The following is a 13,609-nucleotide window of genomic DNA, read 5'->3' on the forward strand; positions in this document are numbered from 1 at the left end:
GTCGTGCGGGTTCTCGTTGGTGACGTTGCCGGTCTCGGGCTTGTGCTCGTGCATTCCGCGTCCTCCTCCATGGTGGGAGACCGGCCCAGTATCGAGTTCATGGAAAGGGTTCTCAGTGGGCTTCGGAGAATTTGACGTGTCCGCTGCCGCGCCGGCGACGTCAGGCCCGACCCAGTCGGCCAAGATCGTGGTCGCCGGTGGTTTCGGTGTCGGTAAGACAACGCTCGTCGGAGCGGTGTCCGAGATCGACCCGTTGACCACCGAAGCGTCCATGACCGAGGCGAGCGTCTCCGTCGACGACCTGTCGCAGACGCCGAACAAGATGACCACCACGGTCGCGATGGACTTCGGCAGGATCACGCTCGATTCCGACTTGGTCCTCTACATCTTCGGCACCCCGGGCCAGCACCGGTTCTGGTTCATGTGGGACGACCTCGCCTACGGCGCGATCGGTGCTGTGGTGCTGGTCGACACCAGGAGGCTGGCCGACGCGTTCCCGTCGATCGACTTCTTCGAGAACCGCAAACTGCCCTACATCGTGGCGATCAACTGCTTCGACCGGCTGCTGCACCACCAGATCGAGGACGTGCGGCACGCGCTCACCATCTCGCCGTCGGTGCCGATCATGGCTTGTGACGCGCGGGATCGGGAGTCGGCCAAGCAGGTGCTCATCTCCATCGTGCAGCACGCGATCGCCCACGACACGGCATTGCAGGCGGGGTGATTCGTTGGGCCACCGGCGTGATTCGACCTGGCGGATGGGGGATTCGGCCTCGACAGGATTGACCTGACTAATAGTCTTGCCGCTACAGCGGGCGGGAGGCTAGGAGGGACAGTGACGGCATCAGCCCACCAGGGCGACTTCGGGTGGCTGGTCACCGATTTCGTGCGCCGTGTTCCAGGGGCGGCGCACGCCGTGGTGGTCTCGGCCGACGGGCTTCTACTCGCGAGCTCACAGGGATTGCCCAGGGAGAGGGCCGAACAACTGTCCGCTGTGGCGTCCGGCCTCGTGTCGTTGACGTACGGCGCGGCGCGATGCTTCGAGGGCGGCGTGGTCAATCAGACTGTGGTCGAGATGGAGCACGGTTACCTGTTCCTCATGTCGATCAGCGATGGCTCGTGTCTCGCCGTGCTGGCCTCGCCCACGGCCGACATCGGCACGGTGGCCTACGAGATGACCCTTCTCGTCGACCGGGTCGGCCAGCGACTCACTCCTGAACTACGGGCGCAGCTGCAGGGTGACGTGCGTGGCTGACGGCGTGGAGGAGTGGGAGGCTCTCAACAAACCGACCGACAGAGAAGGGTTCGACCTCCCGAGCAGGTTCGATTTGAGCAGCGTGTCCGGGGTCACGCAGCTGGCGAGGCGAGTGCGTCAGCAGTCGGGTCAGGCGAGTCACGCCGGGTCGGTGCGGACTCCGGGGCAGGCAGCGCAGCCTGTCCCGGCCGCCCCGGCGCGGCCGCGCACGGCACCCGCGCCACCGCACTTCACGCACCGGTCGTTGGTGCGGCCGTACGCGCGGACGGGCGGTCGGACCAGGCCGGCCAGGGAACTGGCGCTGGAGGCGCTGGTGGTGACCACGGACCGCGGCCGCCGCTACGAGGGTGTGGAGTCACCGGAACAGCGGTTCATCTGCGATCTGTGTGTGGACGTGCATTCGGTGGCGGAGATCGCCGCGTTCGCCAGACTGCCGTTGGGCGTGGTGAAGGTGCTGGTGGACGACCTGGCGCAGATACACGCCGTGGAGATCAGGCGTCCGGGATTCGTTCTCGAGGACAAGGGTTCCCAGGAATTCATGGAGCGCATCCTCAACGGACTCCGCGCGCTGTGACCCATAAGCGACCGTGTCCGCAGGTTACGTAGCCGTGTCCGCAGGTTACGTAGCCGTGTCCGCAGGTCGCGTAGCCGCGTCCGCACTTCTCGACCGCGGTGAGCACGCCGACCGCGCCGTCTGCGGACCGGTGGGCCGAGGCGCAGACCCGAACGAACCCGAACGAGCCCGAGTGAGCCGTCGCCTCAGTCCTCCACCAGGGCGGCGGAGGTGATGCGGTGCAGCGGGTAGCGTTCACCCGACGAGCTCTGCAATAGACCACCACCCACGTGCACCGGGGTGACGACTCGCTGGGTGGCGGTGCCGTGTGAGTCGACGAACCCGATCCACACCTCCCGCTGTTCGGCCGCGGCCTTGGCCAGCAGCGCCATCGTCGCCGACGTGTCGGCTCCACCGCCGCCCGGCAACCGGACGACCGAGCCCTTGCGACTGCGGGCAGCCTTGTCCCCGGCACGTACGTGTGCCACCACGGCCGCCAGTTGGTCTTCGGGCAGTCCCGCGCGTCCGTCCGGCGCGGTCCTTCTGGAGGGGCGGTTACGGGCGGGGATGCGCCTGCCGCTCGGCCGTAGGTCGAGCACACGCCCGTCGGGCCCTTCGGCCGCCGGGGCGAATCCGGCTTTGCGCAGTGCGTCGAGGACCTCGGCCAGTGGGTAGGGGCTCACCACCACCGTGGGCGCTATCCGGCGGAGTCCCAGGTCCCCGGCCGCCGTGGTGCGGAGGACTTCGGAGAGCAGGACCTCGTCGTCGCAGCGCAAAAACGACGCCGCCACACCGCCGCGCAACCGTCCGTGTCTGCGGGCGACGTCGTCGATCAGGTACGACAGCGACTGCGGTACGGGGGTGCGGGACCGGGTGCGGAACAGTTCGTGCAGTTCATCGGCGGTGCGTCCACTGTCGAGGGCCCGCCGCACCGAGGTCTCGCTGACGCGGTACATCGTCGCGTGCCCCGCCGATTCGATGTCGGCGACGGCCTCGATCTGGCGAGCCAGCTCCGGTTCCAGCGGCCCGGGTGCCACGACGGTGAGATCGGCCTGGACCAGAACGTGGTCCACGGGTTGCGGCATGGAGTCGGCCATTGCCGCGGCCGCCTCGTGCGGATCGTCCTCCAGCAGCGCCCTGCCGGCCGTGGTCAGTGCTCCCATGCCCACGATCCCCAGCGTGGTGGCCTCGGACATCGTGTCGCGTACCAGCTGGTCCCGCAGCCGACCGCCTTTACGCGGTGCGTGCCAGGCCAGGAGCGCGACGAGTTCGTCGACGCTTTTGATCCCGGCTCCGTTCGGAAGGTCGGCGAGTGTGTCCAGCACCCGGCGGCGCATCGTGGGCGCCGTCGGACGTCGGGCCTCTTCCGACAGGGGCACGATCACCTTGTCCCGGGCGTCCCTGCCGCCGATGAGACCGGGCAGGCGGGGTAGGTCGAGCCAGGCCCGGGCGAGGGCGAGCCAGCGACCTGACGGGGGAGAGGACAGCCACGAGTCGGTCAAGGTCGTGGGGACCCATTCCGGGGAGGTGCTCTCGTCGGTGGCGACGAGTCCCGCGCCTACGGCGAGTTCCACCAGTAGCACGGCGGTGCGTTCGTCGATGCCCAGGTCGCGGGTGATCCTGCGCAGTTCTCGGATACCGAGCCCGCCCGACTTCAGCACCGGCGGTGGCTGCTCGGACCACGTGCGCAGCAGCGCTTCCGCGTGCCGGAGGAACTCCATGGCCTCCCCGGCCGCAGTGGTGTCCACGGTGGATTGTCGGTGAGGGTCGGTGGGTAGGTCGGGTTCGGCGAGTGCCTCGGGGCCGAACACGGCCCCGCCACGCAGTGCGAGACCTATCTCACGTGGGAGTTCGACCGTCTGGTCGTCCCGGCGGATGAGCAGTCCTCGGGTGAGCAGTTTCTGTACCGGCGTCGTGGCCTCTTCCAACGGCAGGTCGGCGGTGGCGTCCCGGGTGCGTCCGATCGGGGGGCCGGCGGAGAGCGTGTTCAAAAGCGCGCGTTCGTCCTCACCGAGCTCGCCCAGCCGCGCGGACAGCTCGTCGGGTCCGAGGGTCGCCAGCTCGGCCGACGACGCGCCGAGCCCGGCGGGGAAGGGGCCGAACACGTCGCGTGCTGCGGGAGGCACGGATACGGCGTCGTCCGGTCCCCACGCGAGTGCCGCGGCTCGTAGCCGGTCGAGTGCGTCGCGTGGCAGGGTGCCGAGGAGGTCGCCGAGTCGTTCGACGGCGACGGGTTCGTTGTCCGCACCGGCGACGAGCAGTGTTTCGAGGACCGCCAGGGTGGCGTTGTCGAGGTTCTCGCAAGCCCGGGCGATCGAACCGGCCGTGCCCGCGCGGGTGGCGAGGACGTCGGAATTCGTGGGCGGCGGGGTGGCGAGATCACGCCTGCTTCTCAGAAGGGCGGCGAGAGCGTCGTCGGGAAGCGAACGCAGCCAGTCCGCGAGCGAGAGGGCGGCCATCGTCACCACGATATCCCCCGTCGTCCGATATCGGGCACACTATGGTCAGTCGTTTGGTCGAGTGTATGGAGGACGACGTGGGCAAGGACGACAAGCGTAAGCAGAACCGGATCGACCCGGAGTGGCCGGACGTCGAACACGCAGTCACCGAACTCGCCGCCGACCGACAGGGAGCACTGTCGCCCTTCGGCGAAACCACCTTCCCTTTGGAGTCCATCCCGTACGAACACCCCAAGACCGAGATCAACAAGACGCCGTAAGGCGAACGACGAGGTTACTGGCCAGTCCCCCATCCGGCCCACAGTGCTGTCACGCATCGGGATACGCTTCTCTGCGTAAGACCAGCGCAAGTCACTGATGCGGGGGTAGCACCATGCCCGTTCCCGGTCCCGGTTACTCGATCACCGTGCGACTGGAGGCCCCTCCATCTGTGAGTGCCGCCGGTGATCTCACGACGACTGTCGGCCGGGTGGGTGGCGTCCTGACGGCGTTCGACGTCGTCGAATCGCGGGCCGACGCCATCATCGTCGACATCACGGTGAATGTGCTGTCGGCCGACCACGCCGACGACATCACCCAGGCTCTCGACTCACTGCCCGGTGTGCATGTGCGGAAGGTGTCCGATCGCACGTTCCTCATGCACCTCGGTGGCAAGTTGGAGGTCACCCCGAAGGCCGCCCTCCGCAACCGGGACGACCTGTCCCGCGTCTACACGCCCGGCGTCGCGCGGGTGTGTCAGGCCATCGCGGCCAATCCCGACGACGCCCGCCGGCTCACCATCAAGCGCAACACGGTGGCCGTGGTCACCGACGGCTCGGCCGTCCTGGGGCTGGGCAACATCGGGCCCGCGGCGGCGCTGCCGGTGATGGAGGGCAAGGCGGCTCTGTTCAAGAAGTTCGCTGATGTGGACGCGTGGCCTGTGTGTTTGGACACCCAGGACACCAAGGAGATCATCCGGACGGTGAAGGCGTTGGCCCCGGTGTACGCGGGGATCAACCTCGAGGACGTCGCCGCGCCCCGGTGTTTCGAGATCGAGAGGCGGCTGCGGGAGCAGCTGGATATTCCCGTCTTCCACGACGACCAGCACGGCACCGCGATCGTGGTGGTGGCCGCCCTGCGCAACGCGTTGCGCGTGGTGGGTAAGTCCATCGAGCAGTGCCGCATCGTGGTCAGCGGTGTGGGTGCGGCCGGGTCCGCCATCATCCGGCTGTTGCTGCGCAAGGCGCCGGCCGACATCGTCGCGGTGGACATCGACGGGGTCGTGCACCGGCAGCGCCCGGGCCTCGACGACAACCTGCGGTGGATCGCCGAGCGCACCAACGCCGAGCAGCTGACCGGCTCGCTCCACGACGCGATGGTGGGAGCCGACGTCTTCATCGGAGTGTCCGCGCCGAACCTTCTCGGGGCCGAGCAGGTCGCCACGATGGCCGACGATCCCATCGTGTTCGCGCTGGCCAACCCGGACCCCGAGATCGACCCGTTGGAGGCGCAGAAGCACGCCGCCGTCGTGGCCACGGGCCGCAGCGACTACCCGAACCAGATCAACAACGTACTGGCGTTCCCCGGGGTGTTCCGGGGTCTGCTCGATGCGCAGGCGCACCGTGTCGACGACGACATGCTGCTGGCGGCGGCCGACGCCATCGCCGACGTGGTCGACGACCGGTTGCACGCCTCCTACATCGTGCCCAGCGTGTTCGACACCACCGTGGCTCCCGCCGTGGCGGAGGCCGTGAAGGCCGTCGCGCAAGGGCACGAAGTAGTCTCGACGTCGTGAGTGAACTGAGCCACCTCGACGATTCGGGTACGGCTCGGATGGTCGACGTGTCCGGCAAGGGCGTCACCGCGCGCACCGCGGTGGCCCGTGGCACGGTACGCACGACCTCCGAGGTCATCGAGTTGTTGACCGAGGGCGGGTTGCCCAAGGGCGATGCGCTGGCCACGGCCCGCATCGCGGGAGTGATGGGCGCCAAGCGCACCTCCGAGCTGATCCCGTTGTGCCATCAGATCGCGCTGACCAAGGTGGACGTCGACTTCGAGCTCGGAGCCGACAGTGTGGACATCACCGCGGCTGCGCGCACCAGTGATCGCACCGGGGTCGAGATGGAGGCGCTGACCGCCGTCGCGGTCGCCGGTCTGGCTCTGCACGACATGATCAAGGCCGTGGACCCGGCGGCGACACTGGACGGTGTGCGGCTGGTCCGTAAGGAAGGCGGGAAGTCCGGCACGTGGCAGCGTGAGGAATAGGCCGGGGGTCCCGTAAGGCACTGGAGGGCTCATGAAGCGCACTGCGCGGGTCGTCGTGGCGTCCAACCGGGCTGCCGCGGGCGTGTACCCCGACCGGACCGGACCGGTCATCGCGGAATGGCTTACGCAGCGGTCTTTCGACGTGGCCGAGCCTTTGGTGGTGGAGGACGGGGAGCCTGTCGCGCAGGCGTTGCGCGAGTGCCTGGCCGAGGGCGTGGACCTCGTTGTCACCACGGGCGGTACCGGAGTGTCGCCCACGGATCGGACACCCGAAGCCACGGCCGAAGTGTTGGATTTCGAGATCCCGGGCTTGGCCGACGCCATTCGGTCAGCGGGGCAGGACGCGGTGCCCACGGCGATGTTGTCTCGAGGGCTCGCCGGGGTCGCCGGACGTACGTTGGTGGTGAATCTGCCGGGGTCCCGTGGCGGTGTCCACGATGGTCTTTCCGTGCTGGACCGGGTACTCGACCACGCGTTGGACCAGTTGGCGGGCGGTGATCACCACCGGGCGGCGGGGCAGGTGTCCATCGAGGAAGCCGCAGAGGACGCGCAGAAGCCGGGAACGGGTGGGCAGGCCAGGGTGGCGCTGGCCCAGGTGACCGAGGCGGAGCTGTCGGTGGAGGAGCACGCGCGCCTGGTCGCCGACCCCGCCGCCGGGGCTGTGGTCACGTTCAGCGGTGTCGTGCGCAACCACGATCACGGTCGAACGGTGACGTCCCTGCATTACGAAGGACATCCCACGGCGGGCGAGGTGTTGGCGAGAGTCGTGTCGGACGTCGCCGGTCGGCGCGGCGGAGTACGAGCCGTGGCGGTCAGCCACCGGATCGGCGCTCTGGAGATCGGTGATGTCGCGCTGGCGTGCGCGGTAGCCGCCGACCACAGGGCAGAAGCATTCGCCACCTGTGCCGACCTGGTCGACGAGGTGAAGGCACAACTACCGGTGTGGAAACACCAGTGGTTCGCCGACGGCACGGACGAGTGGGTCAATTCGCCGTAGCGGCGGTGTTTCCTCCACGTCGGGGTGCGCCCGCGGCCGAGGGTCGTGCTGTGCCGTCGTCGGCTGCTATCGGTTGTTGTCGACTCTCGTCGACTTCCGCCCTTGTTCGGGGTTCGTCGGTCTGTGCCGGAGCGAAGGTCCCACCGCCCGGGGGACAGCGGTGGGACCTTCATAAGCGCCGCAGGGGTGGGCGCCGATGACTCCGACACCGATCACTCGGTGGCGATCTTCTGCCCCACCACGATGTAGTCGGGGTTGGAGATGTAGCCCTCGTTGAGCTCCATCAGGGTGTGGTAACCGCCCTCGATGCCCTTTTCCTTGGCGATCGCGCTGAGGGTGTCGCCCTTCTCGACGACGTAGTCACCGTCGGGGTTCGACTTCGCCACACCCGTGGCAGTGGACGGTGCGGAGGTGGGAGCGGGGCTGCTCTCCTGAGTCGGCTGGGCCGACTCGGCCGACGAGCCACTGCTGTTGCCGCTGTTGTCGCTACTGCTGCTGCTCGGAGCACCTTCGGTGTTGGTGCCCTCGTAGCTGGTGCTGGAGTAGCCCCTGGGGCCGCAGACCGGCCACGCGCCGATGCCCTGTCCGTCGAGGACGCGCTCGGCGACGGCGATCTGCTGCTCCCGGGAGGCCTCGTGCGGCATTCCGGTGCCGCCGTAGGCCTGCCAGGTGCTGAGCTTGAACTGAAGCCCGCCGTAGTAACCGTTGCCGGTGTTGATGCTCCAGTCACCGCCGCTCTCGCACTGGGCGATGGCGTCCCAGTTGACGCTGTCCGCCTGGGCCGGTGTGGCCGCGATGGTCAGCGGGGCGCCCACGGCGATGCCCGCGACGGCGAAGCGAGCCAGGTGACGGGATGTGTTGGACGGTTTGCGGTGCTTGCCTCGGTAAGCCATGTCGACTCGTTCGACTTCTGCGCCTACGAGATGGCAGGCAGGCCGGGAAGGCCTGGCCGACCGGTGGGTCCGGCTCGGCAGTCGGCACCGGGGGATGCCGGCTCCTTCTCGTCCCAGTCCGAGAAGTTCAGTTGCTCGGGGTTTCGGTCCCGGGGTTCCGCCGGACTGGGCTCGGCGCACGGAACTCCGGTCGTTGGTCGGTTCGGGGCCAACCGGAATGCGACGGTACGTAACGACGAGCATGATCGGAAATCTTTGTTGGGGTGAGCTAGTCCACAGTAACGGCACGCAACCTTGCGCGATCGTGGCATTTCCGCTGATCAGACGCCCGTTATTATTCCGTTTCCTTCCCGAAATATTTCACCCAAAGTGAGGTATGGGTCACGCTCGTTGAAGTCGCTTTGCTCTGTTAGTGGGAGCGCCGAGGTGGGGTCGTTCGAACCTCTCCGGTTGTTGTCCCCAGTGGAGTCGATTCGCCGAAATATTGACAAAAAGGACATACCGGCAAAGTGTTGAAGATGCCCTTCCCGATGGCCGCGAATCCTTGCCGGGGCGGTTCTGCCGAGGGAGGGTTGGAAGGTCCGAACTCGACCGGTCAGCCGCCCGCGAACGGAGGGAGCACGTCGAGTTCGGCACCGTCGGGCACAGGCTTGTCGAGGTCGCGCACCGCGATACCGTTCAGCAGGAAGGACGCGGCGTCGAGGATGCGTGGAAGACGCTCGGGATGTGCCGCGCGCAGGTGTTCGACCACGTCGGCGACGGACGCCGACGACGACAGCCGCACCGTCTCGGTCTCCACTCCCGCCGCCGCACGGGCGGAGGCGAAATACCGGACCAGGACCGTCACAGAAGCCCAGCCTGCCTCGTGAGAGGTCTCCACCACGTCACCGGTGCCTGCTGTGCTCATCGACCGCTCCTTCGTCAACCGCCGATTGCGCTCATCGGGCGGATCGGTTGCGCGAAACCAGCCTCATTGATCTCGTGACCCGCGAGTTTGCCCCACATCGCGCCACGCCAGGCGTTCGCGATCTCCTCGTCGTCGGCGCCGCCCCGAAGCAGGGCACGGAGATCGGTCTCGGTGGTGCTGAACAGGCACGAGCGCACGGCGCCGTCGGCGGTGAGACGGGTGCGCTCGCAGGTCGAGCAGAAGGGGCGGGTGACGGAGGGGATGATGCCGACCTCCTCCGGCCCACCGTTCACCAGCCAGCGTTCGGCCGGTGCGCCGCCGCGTTCGGTGGGGCTAGGCGTGAGTGTGAACTCCGCCCTCAACAGGTCGAGGATCTCGTCCGCGGTGATCATCTCGGACCGGTTCCAGCCATGCTGGGCGTCGAGCGGCATCTGCTCGATGAACCGCAGGTGGTAGCCGTTTTCGAGGGCGAAGCGCAGCAGGTCGGTCGCCTCGTGTTCGTTGATGCCGCGCATCAACACCGCGTTGACCTTGACGGGTTCCAGGCCCGCGTCGCGGGCGGCGGTGAGGGCGTCGAGCACGTGACGGAGCCGGTCGCGGCGAGTCAGGCGTTCGAAGGTGTCGGGGTCGATCGTGTCGAGCGAGATGTTCACGCGATCGAGCCCGGCCTCGGCGAAGGCGTGGGCCCGCTTGGCGAAGCCGATGCCGTTGGTGGTCATGGCGAGCCGGGGCCGTGGCCGCAACGCGGCGATTCTGGCGACGAGGTCCTCCAGCCGAGGCCGGAGCAGCGGCTCGCCACCGGTGAGCCGGATGTCGGTGACGCCGAGCAGTCGCACGGCGATGTCGATGAGCCGGATGAGTTCGTCGTCGCCAAGGAGCTGTTGGTTGGACATCCAGTCCAGCCCCTCGGCAGGCATACAGTAGGTGCACCGCAGGTTGCACTTGTCGGTCACCGAGACGCGCAGGTCGGTGGCGGTGCGACCGAAGCTGTCGATGAGCGCAGGCGTATCCGGGCGCGGCCGGTTGGGGGCCGTGGGCTCGGCTGGCACCCTCGGGATGCCGAGGTTTACTCCCGTCACACTTCCCAGCCTAGGTGGGATTTCGGTGAATAGGGAGACGCCTCGCGGCGTCGTCTGCCGAGCACTTCCACCGGAGGCTGCCCTTTTCGCAAATACGGCGTTATCGTCATCTTCATGCCGCATTTTCGGCTTTCGGAGGCCGCTCGTCTGCTCGGCGTCAGCGACGACACCGTGCGCCGCTGGGTGAGGGCCGGGCTGTTGACCGAGCACGTCGACGCCGCCGGTCGCAAGGTGGTGGACGGCGCCGAACTGGCCGCTTTCGCGCGCACGCAGGCGGAGTCCTCGCCCGATCCCACCGGGGTGGGCAGATCGGCGCGGAACCGGTTCGTCGGGCTGGTCACCGATGTGGTCGCCGACACGGTGATGGCGAAAGTGGAGTTGCAGTGCGGTCCGAATCGGATCGTGTCGCTGATGAGTTCGGAGGCGGTGGCCGAACTGGGACTACGGCCGGGAGTGCTGGCCGTGGCGGTGGTGAAGGCGACACAGGTGATCGTCGAAACCCCCGGTGGTGGGGTGGAGGGGCGATGAGCCGCCGCGTTCGGGGCGTGACGGCCGTGTTGTCGTCGGTGGTGACGGCCGCGCTCGTCATGACGTCGATGACCGCGTGCGGCGCCGCGAGCGGCGATCGCGTGCTCACCGTGTTCGCCGCCGCGTCGTTGACCGATGTCCTTCCCGAACTGGAGCGTCGTTTCGAGAAGACCCACGAAGACGTCGACGTCCGGTTGCACTTCGCCGGGTCGGCGCAGTTGGCCCAGCAGATCGCCGAGGGCGCACCCGCCGACGTGTTCGCCGCCGCCGACGCCGAGACCATGGCCCGACTCGACCGGGACGACCTGCTCGACGGCCCGGCGACACCGTTCGCCACCAACACGCTGACCATCGCCGTGCCGGAGGGCAACCCGGCGGGTGTGACCGGCTTGGCCGACCTCGCCGACCCCGCTCTCACCGTCGTCGTGTGCGCGCCCTCGGTGCCGTGTGGAGCGGCGACTCGGCACGTCGAACGACTCGCCGGAGTGACGTTGCGGCCGGCGAGCGAGGAAGCCGACGTGCGGTCGGTTCTGACGAAGGTGGAGACCGGCGAGGCCGACGCGGGGCTGGTGTACGTCACCGATGTCGCCGCCGCGTCGCGCGGTGTCGAACAGGTGCGGTTCCCCGAGGCCGCCGAGGCCGTCAACACCTATCCCGTCGGGATCCCGGTCGACGCGGCCCACAAGGACCTGGCGCGGCAGTTCCGGGACCTGCTGTTGTCCGACGAGGGACGGAGGTTGCTGAAGGAGGCCGGGTTCGGTGCTTCCTCGTGATCGCCGGAATCGGACCCTCGACGTCCCGACAGGGGTGCCACGCGTGTTGTGGCTGCCCGCTGCGGTGGCGCTCGCGTTGGTCGCGCTGCCCGTGGTGGGACTCGTGGCCCGAACCGACCTCACGCGGTTGCCCTCGCTGCTCGGCATGCCCGCCGCGCTGAACGCGCTGCGGTTGTCGCTGGTCACGGCCGCCGTCTCCACACTGCTGTGTGTCGTTTTCGGAGTGCCGTTGGCGGTGGTGCTGGCCCGGTCGAACGCGCGGGTCGTGCGGCTGTTGCGTGCGGTGGTGCTGCTGCCGCTCGTGCTGCCTCCCGTGGTGGGAGGTTTGGCGCTGCTGTTCCTGTTGGGTCGCAACGGTTTCCTCGGCTACCTGCTCGATGTCGTGGCCGGGGTGCGGGTGCCGTTCACCACCGCTGCCGTGGTGATCGCGCAGACGTTCGTGGCGATGCCGTTTCTGGTGGTGAGCCTGGAAGGCGCGCTGCGCGCATCGGGAGACCGCTACGAGCGTGTCGCGGCCACGCTGGGAGCTCGCCCGTGGACCGTCTTCCGCCGCGTCACCGTGCCGTTGCTGCTGCCGTCGCTGGGCTCGGGGGCCGTGTTGAGCTTCGCCCGCGCGCTCGGCGAGTTCGGCGCCACCATCACGTTCGCCGGCAGCCTGGAGGGCATCACCAGGACTTTGCCCGTCGCCGTCTATCACCACGCCCAAAGTGACGTCGACAGCGCGGTGGCGTTGTCGTTGCTGCTGGTGGTCGTGGCCGTGGTGGTCATCGCGGTGGCCAGGCCCAAGGCTCTGGAAGGAGCGCGGCCGTGACGCTGCACGCGGAGTTGACGCTGCGCAGGGAGTCTTTCGAGCTGTCCGTGACGTTGGACGTGGCCGAGGGCGGGGTGCTCGCGGTGCTCGGTCCCAACGGGTCGGGTAAGTCCACGGCGTTGGCGTGTCTCGCCGGGCTCGTGCGGGCCGAGCGGGCGCGCGTGAGCCTGGCCGGCCGGGTTCTCGACGGCGACGGTGTCCGGGTACCGCCCCATGCACGGGGGATCGGGTTGCTCGCCCAGAATCCACTGCTGTTCCCCCACCTGTCCGTACTGGACAACGTGGCCTTCTCGCCCCGTTCACGGGGCGCGTCGAAGACGCGGGCGCGTGCGGTGGCGCGGCGGTGGCTCGCCGAGGTCGGGGCGGAGGCCTTCGCCGACCGTGCCCCGGCGGCGTTGTCCGGTGGGCAGGCGCAGCGGGTCGCGCTCGCACGGGCTCTCGCCGGCGACCCCGACCTGCTGTTGCTCGACGAACCACTCGCCGCGCTCGACGTCGACGCCGCACCCGCCGTGCGCGGTGTGTTGCGGCGGATACTCCGGGACGGACACGGCGGTGACAGAGCGATCACCACCGTGCTCGTCACACACGATCCGCTCGACGCGCTCACCCTCGCCGACCACGTCGCGGTGCTGGCGGGCGGGCGCATCGTCGAACGCGGGCCGACTCGGCAGGTGCTCGCGGCACCGAGGACGGCGTTCACCGCGAGGCTGGCCGGGCTGAATCTCGTCACGGGTGTGGCCGTGCGCACCGGAACGGGCGCGGCGGTGCGCACGGAACACGGGTGGATGTTCCACGGAATGCCCGCGAGCGACCTCGTCGACGGTGCCGCCGCCGTGGCCGTGTTCGAGCCGGGAGCGGTGGCCGTCCAGCCGGGGGACACCCAGGTGGTCGGCTCTCCGCGCAACGTCGTGGACACCGTCGTGACCGCCGTCGAGCCGCACGGACCCGTAGTATGCCTGCGGACCAGCGAGGGAATCAGCGCCGATCTCACGCCCGCTGCGGTGGCCGATCTCGCGTTCGATCTCGGCACCCCCGTCCGGCTCACCGTCAAGGCCGCCGCGGTCACCGTTCATCCGGCCCCGGAGTCGGCGCGGAGGCCATAGGCTGGAA

Annotated in this window: 16 protein-coding genes; 12 read left to right on the forward strand and 4 right to left on the reverse strand. The window is 68.7% G+C overall.

Annotated features, from left to right (window positions below; genetic code table 11):
* From M7H19_RS13060 to M7H19_RS13075, 4 genes are all read left to right on the forward strand, one after another.
* The coding region (locus tag M7H19_RS13060) for a DUF742 domain-containing protein (protein ID WP_277068364.1) at positions 1-135 on the forward strand (135 nt) is incomplete at its 5' end.
* Positions 116-724: an ATP/GTP-binding protein gene (locus M7H19_RS13065; RefSeq protein WP_298181080.1), complete on the forward strand. Its 609-nt coding sequence runs from the start codon at positions 116-118 to the stop codon at positions 722-724. The genes M7H19_RS13060 and M7H19_RS13065, both read left to right, overlap by 20 nt.
* A 111-nt stretch (positions 725-835) precedes the next feature.
* Positions 836-1,255 carry a roadblock/LC7 domain-containing protein gene (locus tag M7H19_RS13070; RefSeq protein WP_298181082.1) on the forward strand — a complete coding sequence of 140 codons (420 nt, stop codon included), beginning with the start codon at positions 836-838 and terminating at the stop codon, positions 1,253-1,255.
* Complete coding sequence (locus M7H19_RS13075) at positions 1,248-1,829, forward strand: DUF742 domain-containing protein (protein ID WP_298181083.1); 582 nt, start codon at positions 1,248-1,250, stop codon at positions 1,827-1,829. Before M7H19_RS13070 ends, M7H19_RS13075 begins: the two co-directional genes overlap by 8 nt.
* A gap of 185 nt (positions 1,830-2,014) precedes the next feature.
* On the opposite strand, the gene M7H19_RS13080 is transcribed toward M7H19_RS13075, so the two are convergent.
* The gene (locus M7H19_RS13080; protein WP_298181084.1) at positions 2,015-4,267 is read right to left on the reverse strand and encodes a helicase-associated domain-containing protein; all 2,253 of its coding nucleotides are present in this window, start codon (positions 4,265-4,267) and stop codon (positions 2,015-2,017) included.
* 41 nt (positions 4,268-4,308) lie between these two features.
* Between M7H19_RS13080 and M7H19_RS13085 the strand changes: the two genes are divergently transcribed.
* The 4 genes from M7H19_RS13085 to M7H19_RS13100 all read left to right on the forward strand — a co-directional run bounded on the left by M7H19_RS13085 (position 4,309) and on the right by M7H19_RS13100 (position 7,508).
* Positions 4,309-4,527 (forward strand): hypothetical protein, encoded by a 219-nt coding sequence (locus M7H19_RS13085; RefSeq protein WP_298181085.1) that lies wholly within the window; start codon positions 4,309-4,311, stop codon positions 4,525-4,527.
* 113 nt (positions 4,528-4,640) lie between these two features.
* On the forward strand, positions 4,641-6,041 hold the full coding sequence (locus M7H19_RS13090) for an NAD-dependent malic enzyme (protein WP_298181087.1): 1,401 nt from the start codon (positions 4,641-4,643) through the stop codon (positions 6,039-6,041).
* Positions 6,038-6,511, forward strand: a complete 474-nt coding sequence (gene moaC, locus M7H19_RS13095; RefSeq protein ID WP_298181088.1) for a cyclic pyranopterin monophosphate synthase MoaC — start codon at positions 6,038-6,040, stop codon at positions 6,509-6,511. Before M7H19_RS13090 ends, moaC begins: the two co-directional genes overlap by 4 nt.
* A 31-nt stretch (positions 6,512-6,542) precedes the next feature.
* On the forward strand, positions 6,543-7,508 hold the full coding sequence (locus M7H19_RS13100) for a molybdenum cofactor biosynthesis protein MoaE (protein ID WP_298181090.1): 966 nt from the start codon (positions 6,543-6,545) through the stop codon (positions 7,506-7,508).
* 212 nt (positions 7,509-7,720) lie between these two features.
* Here M7H19_RS13100 and M7H19_RS13105 read toward each other — a convergent pair whose 3' ends face one another.
* The 3 genes from M7H19_RS13105 to moaA form a co-directional block, all read right to left on the reverse strand.
* Positions 7,721-8,401: a transglycosylase family protein gene (locus M7H19_RS13105; RefSeq protein ID WP_298181091.1), complete on the reverse strand. Its 681-nt coding sequence runs from the start codon at positions 8,399-8,401 to the stop codon at positions 7,721-7,723.
* A 595-nt stretch (positions 8,402-8,996) separates the two neighbouring features.
* The gene (locus tag M7H19_RS13110; protein ID WP_298181094.1) at positions 8,997-9,308 is read right to left on the reverse strand and encodes a MoaD/ThiS family protein; all 312 of its coding nucleotides are present in this window, start codon (positions 9,306-9,308) and stop codon (positions 8,997-8,999) included.
* A gap of 14 nt (positions 9,309-9,322) precedes the next feature.
* On the reverse strand, positions 9,323-10,387 hold the full coding sequence (gene moaA / locus M7H19_RS13115) for a GTP 3',8-cyclase MoaA (protein WP_298181095.1): 1,065 nt from the start codon (positions 10,385-10,387) through the stop codon (positions 9,323-9,325).
* 114 nt (positions 10,388-10,501) lie between these two features.
* On the opposite strand from moaA, the gene M7H19_RS13120 reads away from it, so the two are divergent.
* Genes M7H19_RS13120 through M7H19_RS13135 form a run of 4 tightly spaced genes read left to right on the forward strand, consistent with a single transcriptional unit; the run spans position 10,502 to position 13,602 of the window.
* Positions 10,502-10,915: a helix-turn-helix transcriptional regulator gene (locus M7H19_RS13120; protein ID WP_298181096.1), complete on the forward strand. Its 414-nt coding sequence runs from the start codon at positions 10,502-10,504 to the stop codon at positions 10,913-10,915.
* Positions 10,912-11,688, forward strand: a complete 777-nt coding sequence (gene modA, locus M7H19_RS13125) for a molybdate ABC transporter substrate-binding protein (RefSeq protein WP_298181097.1) — start codon at positions 10,912-10,914, stop codon at positions 11,686-11,688. Before M7H19_RS13120 ends, modA begins: the two co-directional genes overlap by 4 nt.
* Positions 11,689-11,722: 34 nt before the next feature.
* The gene (locus tag M7H19_RS13130) at positions 11,723-12,499 is read left to right on the forward strand and encodes an ABC transporter permease (protein WP_298181237.1); all 777 of its coding nucleotides are present in this window, start codon (positions 11,723-11,725) and stop codon (positions 12,497-12,499) included.
* Entirely contained in the window at positions 12,496-13,602 is a 1,107-nt protein-coding gene (locus M7H19_RS13135; protein ID WP_298181100.1) for an ATP-binding cassette domain-containing protein, read from the forward strand. The genes M7H19_RS13130 and M7H19_RS13135 overlap by 4 nt, the downstream gene beginning before the upstream one ends.
* The last annotated feature ends 7 nt before the right edge of the window (positions 13,603-13,609 follow it).

The organism is Saccharomonospora sp. (genome assembly GCF_027317685.1).
GTDB lineage: Bacteria > Actinomycetota > Actinomycetes > Mycobacteriales > Pseudonocardiaceae > Saccharomonospora.

Coding starts and splice junctions, on each gene's coding strand:
- M7H19_RS13080 (WP_298181084.1), bottom strand. CDS start 4,267: ATGGCCGCCCTCTCGCTCGCGGACTGGCTGCGTTCGCTTCCCGACGAC.
- M7H19_RS13085 (WP_298181085.1), top strand. CDS start 4,309: ATGGTCAGTCGTTTGGTCGAGTGTATGGAGGACGACGTGGGCAAGGAC.
- M7H19_RS13090 (WP_298181087.1), top strand. CDS start 4,641: ATGCCCGTTCCCGGTCCCGGTTACTCGATCACCGTGCGACTGGAGGCC.
- M7H19_RS13100 (WP_298181090.1), top strand. CDS start 6,543: ATGAAGCGCACTGCGCGGGTCGTCGTGGCGTCCAACCGGGCTGCCGCG.
- M7H19_RS13105 (WP_298181091.1), bottom strand. CDS start 8,401: ATGGCTTACCGAGGCAAGCACCGCAAACCGTCCAACACATCCCGTCAC.
- M7H19_RS13110 (WP_298181094.1), bottom strand. CDS start 9,308: ATGAGCACAGCAGGCACCGGTGACGTGGTGGAGACCTCTCACGAGGCA.
- M7H19_RS13120 (WP_298181096.1), top strand. CDS start 10,502: ATGCCGCATTTTCGGCTTTCGGAGGCCGCTCGTCTGCTCGGCGTCAGC.
- modA (WP_298181097.1), top strand. CDS start 10,912: ATGAGCCGCCGCGTTCGGGGCGTGACGGCCGTGTTGTCGTCGGTGGTG.